Here is a 12,108-nt window from a genome sequence, read left to right as displayed (position 1 = left end):
ATTGGCTAAATATCGCTTAAATAGGTGCAATTAGCAATAAGGACGGCTTTCTTTACATTTAGATAGCCGAAAGCTCAAAGCGGAAAGCATAAAGCTTACAAGCCTCTTATCACTAAATCCAGTACATCTAATTTGCTTTGGTTAAGCCCCAATTTCAGCTTTATGCTTTTAGCCTTGAGCTTTTAGCTCCTAATAATGGCTTTTAACTCATTTAACGATTCTTCCTTTCCAGGCATACTTCTTATTTTTTCCTAAAAAACCGATAATGACGAAATAAAGGATATTAAGCGGCAAAACGAAACTTACATACCAAAGTAGTTCACGCCGTTTTAAGAAGTTCATGATCGGTGTCATGTATAACAAGTCTATCGCATATTTAATTCCGATAGTAAGCAGAAACAATTTCAGGAAACAGCTATCGAAAACACCCAGAACGGCGGTTAACAATAGCATAAAATTACACAGCCAGATACTAAGCGCAAAGGCAACCATTTTTTTATTTTTGTACTTGGTTGATTTTGATGCCCAGCGGCGCCTTTGCTGTATAAACTCTTTTAAATTAGGCTTTGCGTGGGTATATACAATTGCCTCGCGCCGTTTTAAAAAGCCTATCCTGCCGGGATAACGCTCCCCAACCTTGTGCAACAAAAGTTCATCATCGCCCGAGGCCAGGTCATCGATGCCGGTAAAACCGCCAACTTCATAAAATACATCTTTACGATAAGCAAAATTTGCCCCGTTGCAAGTGGCGGCAAAACCATGACCTAAAAACGCGCCCCCCATACCAATAAGCGATGAAAAATCAAGCGTTTGCATGCGCTCAAACACCGATTGCTCCTGGAAATAAGTTACCGGCGAAGAAATCATAACCAGGTCATGCTGCTCATAAAAGCCAACTATAGTACGCAGCCATTGATTACCCATACGGCAATCAGCATCCGTTGCTACCATTAAATCGCCTGTTGAAAGTTTAATGGCTTCGGCTATCGCTTTCTTTTTATAGGAGTTAAGTGTTTCGCCAAGCCTAAGCTGCAACAGCTTTACACCCCGTGCCGCATAACTGCTGATGATAGCCGCGGTATTATCGGTTGAATGGTCGTCAACAATAATGACCTCCACCAGGTGTTTGGGATAGTCCTGGGCCAAAATATCTTCAATGGTAAGGTGGATCTTCTCTTCCTCGTTACGGGCCGCAATAAGCACAGTAACTTGGGTGCTAAATGTTTGGGCGATAACCGGAGGGGTGGTGACCTTTGCCCAGCCTATCCGGAGATAGATGAGCAACAGCACATAAAGGCCCATGGAAAATAATGAAATAATACTAATCAGCGCGGTCAAAAGAATTTGAGTTTTAAAACAAAAAACGATCCTAAAATAGCAGGAATAAATAAATTAATAAGCCATATTGACGATACACCGGCTATTACGGCGATATTTTGATCGGTCACATACACAAACAGGTGCGAAGCAGTAAATCCGCGTACACCAATATCAAAGAGATCAAGCGATGGGATGGCTGATGATACCACGAAAAACAGCATCAGCATCAGCATCATGGGTACAACAGCCATATGCGGCATCAACAACTGAAAAACCAGAAAATACTGCATTGAAAAGGTGATATACCGCGCAATGCTAAAACCCATGATCTTGATAAGCTCGTGGGTGTGATACCGGCCCATTACTTCAAAAAAGCGATGATATTTTTTAATGAACGGAACCCTGTCAAGCAAAGTAACTGCCCAGTTGATATGAAAATAAAATATCAGCTGCATAGCTACAATTATAACGCCGATAGCAACTACCCCCCAGGCCAGCAATAAATTGGCATGAATGAAATTGACTACAAACCAGATCATGGCTATTACGCCCAAAACATTGGTTACCGAACCCTGGCTAAATGAACCTACGCCCATGGCAAAAATGCCCGGAATACGTTTACGGGGCGGCAAAAACATAACGCGGCCGCCATATTCGCCCAGCCGGTTTGGTGTGGTTACTGCCCAGGTAAGGCCGCAAAAAACAGCCTCAACAGCTTCCCATAATGAAATATTGATTAAAGCTTTGGTTACATAGCGCCATTTAAGCGCCTCCAGAAACCAGTTCAAAAACATCAACATAACCACCATCCCCATAACAATAACAACATGGGTAGTACTTATTTGCGATGCGAAATGTTCAAACTGCTTTAGGTCGTTATTCTTTTTGTTGAACTGCCGGTAAATAAACCACCCTGCAATTATCAATATACCGGCCTTAAGAAGATATGAAACAACCTTTTTAGCAGAGCGTGTCAAATAGATAAATTTTATGCAATGTTACAAAAAAATGGGGCATGCTAAAGCTTGCCCCATACAACACTGCACGGTTAATTTTGTTTACTTCAATCTTGCCTTTAAAAACTCCAGGGTATTTGCATACGCGTCCTTCGTAGCATAGCTGTTATAAATAGGATTGCTCGGGTTTGCAAAACCATGGTCGGCATCATACTGGTGCAGGTAAACCTTTTTTCCGGCGGCTTTCATATCTGCATCAAATTTAGCTACAACCTTAGGGTTAATCCACTGATCTTTATTGGCGAAGTTCCCCAGCACATCGGCGTTTAAGGCTTTTAGTTTATTTACGTCCTGCTCGGGCATACCATAATACATTACACAAGCTACCGCCTTTTTACCCGCAAGTAAGCTGGTTTGCAAACTCCACCCGCCGCCAAAGCACCAGCCAATAGTAGCGATATGTGCTTTGGGGCCGGCATATGCTATGGCTCCGTTTACTATAGCACGGGCCCTGTCGTCATTTACCGCCTGCATAAATTTCCCCGCGTCTTCGCGTGTGGTAGCTACCTTGCCGTCGTATAGGTCGAGGTCAATGACGTTGACGTTACCCAGGTCATTATATAGCTTTTCTGATTCTTTTTTTACATAGTCATTAAGGCCCCACCATTCATGTATCACCAATAAATAATTATTAGTAGGCTTTTTGGCTTTCATGAAAAATGCTGATGCCTGTTTACCATCAGGCGTTTTGTAGGTGATGGCCTCGCCGATACTGCTTTGAAAGCGGATTGGCAAAGGATTTTTGTGCGACATTTTGAACCGGGTATCGGAGGCCAGCATGGCAAACTGCTGTGTTGCAGATGGATTACTGCAGCAAACCACTTTGCGCTGCGCAAAAGTTATAGTGGTTAAGCTGATAAATAATGTTAATAAGAGCAGTTTTTTCATAGGGTTCAATTTTATGTTAATGAATGCTGTTGTGCATTAAAACAATTACGTTGATAATATAGTTTTAGTTGCGAGGGATAATGTGATTAACCGGTATAAATTTATGATAATGTATACACACTTACCTAAAATTTAATGCACACCTGTTTATTATCTACTGAATCTTATGTGGGTAAAAACACGTATATAGCAATTACCAATATATATTTAATATGCCTGTCCCGCCAATCCCTGACAATGAAATGGAAAGGCTTTTAAGCCTTTCGGAATTTGATCTTGATTATACCGAACACAAAGACAGTTTTAAGGACCTGGCTAAGCTGGCAGCCAAAGTTACCGGCACGGAGGTTTCGCTGGTTAATCTTATCGACTCCTATACACAATGGAGTATCAGTGGCCATGGTTTAGAAATTGAACAAATGCCCCGTGAGGATTCGGTTTGTCAGTATACTATTATAGACGGAGAATATTTTGAGGTTGAAGACTTGCGGAATGACGAACGTTTCCGGGATAAATTTTATGTAACCGACGGGCCCAAATTAAGATATTATTATGGCATACCGCTAAAGGTAGGCGACGATCATAATATCGGGGCCTTATGTGTGCTTGATAAAAATGTTAAGGAACTCACACCCGAAAAGGTTGAACTTTTAAAGATCATTGCCAATGAAATACTAAGCAGGTTAAAAGACCTGAAAGTAATTACCAAACTAAAAAGTAAGCTTGCTGAAGCCAGCGAAATACAAAAAAAGGTAGCTCATGATATCCGTGGGCCTTTAAGCGGAATCATCGGCCTCGCCCAGCTGATCAGCGAACAAGGGGAGTCAAACCAGATAGAAGAGGTGCTGGAGTTTACCAACCTGATCCATAAAAGCGGGCGATCGATACTGGAGCTTGCAGATGAGATCCTGAGTGCTGATAAAAACGATCATAAACCCATATCCAATGGGGCGGAATTTAACCTGCTGGTATTTAAAGATAAAATTGAACGGCTTTTTATTCCGCAAGCCCGCAATAAAAACATTTTGCTTACGGTTACAACCTCATCCGAATCGGAGCGGATTCCCTTTGCCCGGAATAAACTGTTACAAATAACGGGGAACCTTATCTCAAACGCCATAAAATTTACTCCGGCTGGCGGTTATGTTAATGCAGACCTGAGTCTCGAACCGAACGACCATGCCCATATACTGCAAATCCAGGTGAAGGACAGTGGTGTCGGTATAGATGAAAAAGCTATCGAAAAAATACTGAAAGGCAATGCAGCTTCAACAACAGGAACAACCGGCGAAGCGGGATTTGGCTTTGGGCTGGCATTAGTAAAACATCTGATCGAAACCCTTAAAGGATCAATCAATATCTACTCAAAACCTGGCGAAGGGACTGTATTTGAGGTAAGGCTGCCGCAAAAAATGCAATAATAAAAGACCCTGTCCGGAAGATAATAGGGCATAGAGATTTGCATAGGCAAAAAAATCCCTAAATAAGTTGTTTTCCTGAAGGTAGATTATAGATGCAATACCTAAAGTAAAATACCGGGCTTTTAGGCCGGTATTTTACTTTAGGTTATATTTTTACCAGCTTTTGCCGCCGCCGCCACGATTGTCTCTTGAATAGCCGCCACCGCCACCGCGGTTGCCGCCACCGTAACCACCGCCGCCACGGTTACCACCACCGTAGCCACCGCCACTGCTTCTGCGGTCACCGCCTGGTTTTTTCTCTTCTGCCTGGCTTACTGCAATTGATCTTCCTTTAACTTCAGAACCGTTTAGGCCGCTTATAGCTTGTTGTGCTGCCTCATCATCTGCCATTTCAATGAATCCGAACCCTTTGCTTCTTCCTGATTCCCTGTCAATAATAATTTTTACGGAGTTAACTTCACCATAAGCTTCGAAAAGCTGCTTTAAATCGGCTTCCCCTAAAGAAAAAGGAAGACTTCCTACGAATATGTTCATTAATATTTAGTTTTTAATGGGCATGCTTTGTTAATTACCCACGTTTTGTTAACATCAAATATAGTAATAGATATTTGATGATTACTGCATGTTTATGTGAATGAGTGCTTTTATTTTAAAAAAAATTATTTTTTTGACCCTTTTGAGGAAATAAATGGTGAAAGCCAACTCATTAATACAAAGGCCAATCCGTTTTGTTTTGAAAATATAGTGTTTTCGTAAAATAAATATAGAAAGAAGGGGCCGCCCGTATTTTTTTTAATATTAAAGTAACATAAAGTTATTTTCCGAAGATAAATCAGCATTCAAAACCTAAACAACCGACTCAATTTTATAGTGTTTTCCATTTAGCGCAAACTCATCTCCGGCTTTTTTGCCGTTAAGTAAATTGCCTATTGGAGATGCGGGCGAAACCGCAAAATATGTTTTGCCATTGAGTGTCAAAACACCGGCGCTGATAGCCAGGTAAAAATTGCCGTTATTGGTAATTATCACACTACCTGGTTCCGCATGTACCGCGGCACCGGTGGTACCAATCCGGTTTAAGGCAACCAACAGCTTGTTTGCCTCATTTAGCTGCGCCATATTGCGGTTGGTTTCCTGCTGCGCCATTTCGCGCCCGGTTTCATATTTGTCACCCGCACTGCTTTTGGTATCGTCGGTTGAGGCTTTTTGTGCATCGGCTATGGCAAGCTCCGCGGCTTCCATAATTTTACGCACGTGATTAACACATAACTGGTGTAATTCTTTCTTCAGATCGCTCATCTACTAAATCAAATAAAAAACGAAAATAGGGAAAAGGCTAACATCAGTTAATAATAGTTCTTTATTTAGCAGTTCTTTAACAACATAAATTATATGGCTACCGACGGGGTAAAAATAATTGACGGAGATCTTGCTCATGATACTTATTGGGGCATTATGGACCTATATGACAGCAAGGTTGATTTTGAACTCATCAAAGACAAATTTCCGGTGATGGAATTAAGCCATTTTGACGATTATGACAACGAAATTTATATCACAGCCTGTGCCTTAGCATACTGGGAAATCGGGAAAATCAATGCTGAAATATTATCCCTTGTAAAGAGAATGATTGACAAAGGCATCAGCGTCGCGATTTGGGCCGAAAGTTCTGTAAACGAAGGAAAAGCCCGGCACCACCAACTTGAACGATTCTGGAAAAAGATATCCCTGGAAAACGTTAAGATAAGAGCCCCTAAAACATACCGAACCATTACAAACTTATACTTTAAGCCAGATACAGCACTAACCTTTAAGCATATCGACGGCAGTTATAGGGTGATTATCTGTATCGATATTATCCAACACCGCGGCGCATGTGATTATCGTTTTGCGTTGACAACCTATCGAGCAAAAGAGAAACCTACTTTGGTTAATTTATTAAACAATGAGATAATTGGCAGAAAGATGGGCACCGGTTATGATCAATCAGAAACCAGGGCAATGCAGCCAGGAATTGAACGTGTCTGGAACTTTGAAAAAGAGGGAGGAAACTGCAATTTCTTTTTTGGTATTGTTCAATTTGGCATAAATCATAAAAATCTAACAAGCTTCAATACCAAGCTTGAAATTATCGGTACCTTAAAAATATTGCCCGGGCTAAAAATGGCTGGTTCACTAAGTGGGCTTAGAACTTTTGAAGATCTCGAAGCAGAATTTCTTGATTTAGAAAAACGCCTCAGAATATTTGGCGATAAAAAATACCCTGTAAAAGTGTTGTGTGACCTTTAGCAAAAATAAAAGCCCCCTTGCACTCGCTGCTTGGGGCTTTAAACCTAAACCTTATCACTATTTGCAGGCGTTAACCTACAAAGTAGATAAACGTTACGAAGTGCAATAATGGTATGTATGCCTAATTAAAACTGACAAAATAATGATATTCGCACATTACAAGCCAGTCGTTAGTTTATATTAACTGCCTTATCTACAGCTTACCGGCAAAAAATTTAAGGGTTGAAATAATATGTTTTGCCCAGTATGACCACTCGTGCCCACCTGTGTTTTCTTCATAAACATGAGGGATCTTCTCCTTATCCAGCTTTTTATGCAAATCGCGGTTATAATTGATGAGTAGGTCATTGGTACCGCAATCAAACCGAACAGGCGGCAGTTGTGCTCTGTATTTTTTAAATGTTGCAAACACATCTTCATCGGCCACAATATCCTGGGCATAGGTTTTTAAAGGCTCACCGGCAAAAAGTTTGATTTGCGGCAAGCTTGTTATAGACGACAGGCCGGCAATGGCCTTAAATTTATGCCCGTATTTTGCGCCGATCCTCAAAGCGCCAAATCCTCCCATAGAGAGGCCAGCTATAAACAGCGGTGAATTTTGTTTTGCACCCGGAATATTCTCCATTACAGCCGTAGGCACATCCTCGGCTATCCACTGTTCAAAATTAAAGCCGCTATGCGGCAAATAACCTGAGCCATCGCCCCAAAGCCCGTCTGACGGCATGGCTAATATCATTCTTGGCAATTCGCCTTTTTCAATCAGTTCATTGGCTTTTAAATGAACGCCCCCGCTCATGGCCCAGCTCCAGGCACTGCCATATACACCGTGCAGCAATATTACAATAGGTAAAACCTCGTTTTTATTGGCACCCGGCGGTACGTATAAACAGATATCGCCACGACCTTTGAGATTGGGCGTTTTTACCGTTATAAACCGCAGCTGATTACTTTCATATTGCGGATTGGAAATTTCTGTTGTTTTAAATGGCATTAGCTTTTTAGTCGAACACGATAACTCCTTTGGCATTCCTGCCTTTCAGCATGTCGTCAAAAGCTTTATCAAGTTCGTTTATAGAATATGTACGTGTAATCATTTCTTCAAGTAATAAGTGCCCGCTGGTATAATGTTGTACTATATCCGGAAAATCAATTTGCGGGCGGCACTTACCATAAAGCGGGTTAAGGTAAATCTTATCCCATTCAAAAAGGCGCATATCAATGGTGATCTCCTGCTCAATCCCGCTTACCTGCACGGCCGTACCGGCATTGCGCACCATTGCTAAGGGGGCTGCACCTAATTCGGGGATGGCAGTGCATTCAAAAGCGTAATCAGCCCCGCGGCCACCGGTAAGTTTTTTTACTTCTTCGGCGGCTTTAAGCAGGCCTATATCATCTTTCGTGGCTAAAATAGTGTGTGTTGCACCAAACTTAACAGCCATTTCAAGCCGGGTGGGGTTAATATCAATAGCTATGATTATACCCGCGCCGGCAATTTTTGCACCTTGTATCACATTAAGGCCAACGCCGCCGGTACCCAATACAACTGCTGATGAACCTGCTTTTAGCCTGGCTGCATTTACAACTGAGCCGTAGCCTGTCATCACCCCGCAGCTGATGATACTTGCAGCAGGGAATGACATGGTTTCCGATGTGTTTTTTACCACCGCCGACTCTTTTACCAAAGTATATCCGGATATGGTACCAATATTAAACGACCTTAAAATGGGATCGCCATTAAGCGTTGTTCCGTCGAGACCGGCATGGCCCGGAGTGTAGCCATTGCCGCCGGCTGCAACCGGCGAGGCTACTTCACACAAATGCAGGTTACCCTCCAGGCACTGAAAGCATTTGCCGCAATGCATGGCCCAGTTTAAGATCACCTTATCGCCGGGTAGTACACTGCTAATATTTTTCCCAACCGAAACCACAATACCAGCGCCTTCATGACCTATAATGAGCTGCTTTCCCCAGCTTAATGAGTCATGATCGGTATGGCAAAGTCCCGCCGCTTTTATTTTAACCAGCACTTCATGTTCTTTCGGTTCATTCACCACAATATCCTGTACCGAAAAACCACCCTTTCCATTGGCAATAGCTGCCTTGCATATTATGGCCATAATTGGGGATATGTTAAACGTTTTTCATACACCGTTAAACCGGTGGTGCAAATAATAGCAATTACTATAGCTTGCCATATTAACAGTGCTGAATGCAACAAAAATAGGTTAAGCTATGATTCTAAAACTTTAGCAAATTGTCCAAAAAGTGGCCTATATTATCCACGAAAAGGCTCTTTATAACATTCAGCAATGTTTTTAAAGGATCATCGGATAAAATACACCAGTTTTCCACGCCTGTAGTTATTGTTAATAATCAAGCCTTTACATTACTTTAAACTTCAATTATAAAGAAGCAAAAAGGGGGGGGGAGCTGGCGGTAAATTTATCCGCATTTGGCGTGGAACCGTAGGAGTTAAATTGAAAAGTAATCTTAAAAAAAACTTGCGCCCGTTTGCAACGGGCGCTTAATATGGTTCAGCGATTGTATCGCCAGTTGCGTCATAAACGCAAACCCAAGTTAAGCATTCGTTGCAAACGGGCGCAAGAATAACCTCCATGTCATTTTGAGCGCAGCATGGCAGCCGCACGGAAACAGATCCGCACCGAATAGCTACGAGATTGCTTCGTCGTCCCTCATCTATGACATGTTTTTTCTTACATCGAAGCGGAAGCCTTCACATTTTCCATGCCGTAATGTTTCAGGATATCTTCAGGTACACCTGTCCACTTGCCGGGTTGGTTACCTGCGTAGCCAATATCTTTCACCCCAATTTCGCTGGTGAAAAAGCCTGATGCGGTAAGATCACGCATGCGGTTGAAGAAAGCCACACCCTGTGCCATTTCTGGCTTAGCTTTAGCGGGGTAAGCGATCATATCAATTAGCTGGATCTGCTGATCTTTTGTGCAATCGGTAAATGGCTTACCGAAACGGTTAAGGCATTGTAAATCCAACCAACGTAAACCACCACGCATCGGGGTTTGATGATCGGGCATATCTTTTACAATAAACTCAATAAAATCCGGCACCTTGGCATCAGATGCGCTGCCCGATTTATCATCCTTAGGGATAATGATGTCGGCAAGCACAGTGATGGTAGCCATTTCGGCAGCGGTGAAAAATTTATCGGCATGCAGTTTTTTATCCCGCTCAACCTCAAACGGCTGGCGACCTACTTCGTCACCGGCTGCTGTGGTAGTTGTTTCTTCTGCGCCTTTTTTAGTATCGGTTTTACAGGCCTCCAGTAATAATCCTGCCGAAAGTGTACCCAAGCCAAGGGCTTTGAGGGAGTCACGTCTGTTCATAAAATTGTTATGTTAGCTTGTTAAACGTTTAATTTTTTTCTTTCCTGAATAATGTATTCTGCGGTACGCATTGATAACGCAAGGATTGTCCATGTAGCGTTTTTATCGCCTTGTTGTACAAACGGAGCGGCATCAACTACAAACAGGTTTTTACAATCATGCGCCTGGCACCATTTATTTAAGGCCGATTTTTTAGGATCGTTACCCATGCGGATGGTACCTACTTCGTGAATGATCTTACCCGGAGCTTCCAAACCGTAGTTGGTTTCAGGGCCTTGCGGCGGACCGTATATTGCCCCGCCCATATTGTGCATAATTTCCTGGAAGGTTTCCTGCATGTGTTTGGCCTGTTTAATTTCATCAGGGGCCCATTTATAGTGGAAACGCAATACCGGGATCCCGTATTTATCAACTACGTTAGGATCAATTTCGCAATAGTTATCATAACGGGCAATAGCAGTACCACGACCGGCCATGCCAAATTGGGTACCATAAAAACGACGATAGTCGTCTTTCAACGAAGCACCATAACCACCGGCTTCTTTCATTTTACCATCGCGGCCCGGCACTACACCATTCATGTTTTGGATGCCACCGCTAAAACCATATGAGGGCATATGTAAACCGCCGCCATATTCGATGTGGTAACCGCGAGGGAAATCCAGTTTTTTATTATCTAACCACCATGGCGAGTAGATGTGCACACTGCCAACGCCGTCTTCATTGTAACGCTTGCGGTCCATCAACTGTGGAAGGAAACCACCGGCGCTTGAGCCGGTTGAGTCATGCAGGTAATGCCCTACAACACCGCTGCTGTTAGCCAAACCGCCCGGATGCTGGGCCGATTTTGAGTTAAGCAAGATCCTGGCCGATTCGCCTGCGCTTGCACCAAGGATAACTGTTTTGGCGTTAACCTGGTATTCCTGCAAATCTTCTTTATTAACGTATGATACACCCACAGCCAGGCCTTCGGCATTAGTTATCACCTCGCGTACCATGGCGTTGGTAATCACCTTTAAGTTACCTGTTTTGATAGCCGGGATTACCAAACATGATGATGCCGAGAAATCGCCATAAACTTTACAACTACGACCGCATTGCCCGCAGAAGAAACATGCGCCACGGTCTTTATTGCCCGGTAAAGCTTCTGTTAATACCGAACCACGGCCCGGAATAATTTTAACGCCAGCTTTTTGAGCACCTTTTACTATATAAAGCTCATTAAGCCTCGGTTTGGGCGGAGGAAGGAAAATGCCATCCGGTTCGTTCTCCAAACCTTCCTTGGTTCCGTAAACACCTATCATACGGTCAACCTTATCATAGTATGGTTTTACATCGTCATAGGTGATTGGCCAGTCGTCGGTAAGGCCGTCTTTGGCCTGGAAATCACGCGGGCCCATCCTTAATGAGATCCGGCCCCAGTGATTGGTACGGCCACCCAGCATCCGCGAGCGGAACCAGAAAAACTCTGTTTTATCTTTTGTTGTGTAAGGTTCGCCGTCGATTTCCCAACCGCCATAGGCAGCGTCAAAATCGCCGAAAGGACGGGTAGTACCGGCACCGCGGCGCGGCGACTCCCATGGCCATTTTAACTGTTGTGAATCTTTAGCAGGGTCAAAGTAAGCACCGGCCTCAAGCATTAAAACTTTTATCCCGGCGTTGGCCAATACGTAACCGGCCATACCCCCGCCGGCACCAGAACCAACAATCACCACATCATAGGTGGCTGATGATTTTTTAATTTGCAGATCGCTCATATTATATCAAAGTATCCTTCTTTCTTATACGAAGAGAAATTATACATGCCTGGAG

The 12,108-nt window shown here is 43.1% G+C and carries 11 protein-coding genes; 2 read left to right on the top strand and 9 right to left on the bottom strand.

Features of this window, described 5'->3' with window-relative positions; genetic code table 11:
* Positions 1-207: 207 nt before the first annotated feature.
* From DIU38_RS27115 to DIU38_RS27105, 3 genes are all read right to left on the bottom strand, one after another.
* Positions 208-1,338 carry a glycosyltransferase family 2 protein gene (locus DIU38_RS27115; protein ID WP_243770650.1) on the bottom strand — a complete coding sequence of 377 codons (1,131 nt, stop codon included), beginning with the start codon at positions 1,336-1,338 and terminating at the stop codon, positions 208-210.
* On the bottom strand, positions 1,335-2,297 hold the full coding sequence (locus tag DIU38_RS27110; protein ID WP_112655661.1) for a lysylphosphatidylglycerol synthase domain-containing protein: 963 nt from the start codon (positions 2,295-2,297) through the stop codon (positions 1,335-1,337). Before DIU38_RS27110 ends, DIU38_RS27115 begins: the two co-directional genes overlap by 4 nt.
* 81 nt (positions 2,298-2,378) lie before the next feature.
* The gene (locus DIU38_RS27105) at positions 2,379-3,224 is read right to left on the bottom strand and encodes a dienelactone hydrolase family protein (protein WP_112655663.1); all 846 of its coding nucleotides are present in this window, start codon (positions 3,222-3,224) and stop codon (positions 2,379-2,381) included.
* A 212-nt stretch (positions 3,225-3,436) separates the two neighbouring features.
* On the opposite strand from DIU38_RS27105, the gene DIU38_RS27100 reads away from it, so the two are divergent.
* Positions 3,437-4,645 (top strand): sensor histidine kinase, encoded by a 1,209-nt coding sequence (locus tag DIU38_RS27100; protein WP_112655665.1) that lies wholly within the window; start codon positions 3,437-3,439, stop codon positions 4,643-4,645.
* A 153-nt stretch (positions 4,646-4,798) separates the two neighbouring features.
* Here the strand turns inward: DIU38_RS27100 and DIU38_RS27095 are convergent, their stop codons facing one another.
* Complete coding sequence (locus DIU38_RS27095) at positions 4,799-5,179, bottom strand: RNA recognition motif domain-containing protein (RefSeq protein ID WP_090532614.1); 381 nt, start codon at positions 5,177-5,179, stop codon at positions 4,799-4,801.
* Between the two features lie 312 nt (positions 5,180-5,491).
* Entirely contained in the window at positions 5,492-5,944 is a 453-nt protein-coding gene (locus DIU38_RS27090; RefSeq protein ID WP_112655667.1) for a 3-oxoacyl-ACP synthase, read from the bottom strand.
* 213 nt (positions 5,945-6,157) lie between these two features.
* On the opposite strand from DIU38_RS27090, the gene DIU38_RS27085 reads away from it, so the two are divergent.
* Positions 6,158-6,934, top strand: coding sequence for a hypothetical protein (locus DIU38_RS27085; RefSeq protein ID WP_146750309.1), 777 nt, complete (start codon positions 6,158-6,160; stop codon positions 6,932-6,934).
* Positions 6,935-7,127: 193 nt separating this feature from the next.
* On the opposite strand, the gene DIU38_RS27080 is transcribed toward DIU38_RS27085, so the two are convergent.
* The 4 genes from DIU38_RS27080 to DIU38_RS27065 all read right to left on the bottom strand — a co-directional run bounded on the left by DIU38_RS27080 (position 7,128) and on the right by DIU38_RS27065 (position 12,053).
* The gene (locus DIU38_RS27080; protein WP_112655671.1) at positions 7,128-7,925 is read right to left on the bottom strand and encodes an alpha/beta hydrolase; all 798 of its coding nucleotides are present in this window, start codon (positions 7,923-7,925) and stop codon (positions 7,128-7,130) included.
* A gap of 7 nt (positions 7,926-7,932) precedes the next feature.
* Positions 7,933-9,051: a zinc-binding dehydrogenase gene (locus tag DIU38_RS27075; protein ID WP_112655673.1), complete on the bottom strand. Its 1,119-nt coding sequence runs from the start codon at positions 9,049-9,051 to the stop codon at positions 7,933-7,935.
* 597 nt (positions 9,052-9,648) lie between these two features.
* Positions 9,649-10,296, bottom strand: coding sequence for a gluconate 2-dehydrogenase subunit 3 family protein (locus DIU38_RS27070; RefSeq protein ID WP_112655675.1), 648 nt, complete (start codon positions 10,294-10,296; stop codon positions 9,649-9,651).
* A gap of 20 nt (positions 10,297-10,316) precedes the next feature.
* Complete coding sequence (locus DIU38_RS27065) at positions 10,317-12,053, bottom strand: GMC oxidoreductase (protein WP_090532624.1); 1,737 nt, start codon at positions 12,051-12,053, stop codon at positions 10,317-10,319.
* Positions 12,054-12,108: the final 55 nt, after the last annotated feature.

This window comes from Mucilaginibacter metallidurans, assembly GCF_003286435.2.
Lineage (GTDB): Bacteria > Bacteroidota > Bacteroidia > Sphingobacteriales > Sphingobacteriaceae > Mucilaginibacter > Mucilaginibacter gossypii.
Note: the sequence above shows the minus strand (reverse complement) of the source record. Positions and strands in the feature narration are given on the sequence as shown.

Coding starts and splice junctions, on each gene's coding strand:
- DIU38_RS27105 (WP_112655663.1), bottom strand. CDS start 3,224: ATGAAAAAACTGCTCTTATTAACATTATTTATCAGCTTAACCACTATA.
- DIU38_RS27100 (WP_112655665.1), top strand. CDS start 3,437: ATGCCTGTCCCGCCAATCCCTGACAATGAAATGGAAAGGCTTTTAAGC.
- DIU38_RS27095 (WP_090532614.1), bottom strand. CDS start 5,179: ATGAACATATTCGTAGGAAGTCTTCCTTTTTCTTTAGGGGAAGCCGAT.
- DIU38_RS27090 (WP_112655667.1), bottom strand. CDS start 5,944: ATGAGCGATCTGAAGAAAGAATTACACCAGTTATGTGTTAATCACGTG.
- DIU38_RS27085 (WP_146750309.1), top strand. CDS start 6,158: ATGGAATTAAGCCATTTTGACGATTATGACAACGAAATTTATATCACA.
- DIU38_RS27080 (WP_112655671.1), bottom strand. CDS start 7,925: ATGCCATTTAAAACAACAGAAATTTCCAATCCGCAATATGAAAGTAAT.
- DIU38_RS27075 (WP_112655673.1), bottom strand. CDS start 9,051: ATGGCCATAATATGCAAGGCAGCTATTGCCAATGGAAAGGGTGGTTTT.
- DIU38_RS27070 (WP_112655675.1), bottom strand. CDS start 10,296: ATGAACAGACGTGACTCCCTCAAAGCCCTTGGCTTGGGTACACTTTCG.
- DIU38_RS27065 (WP_090532624.1), bottom strand. CDS start 12,053: ATGAGCGATCTGCAAATTAAAAAATCATCAGCCACCTATGATGTGGTG.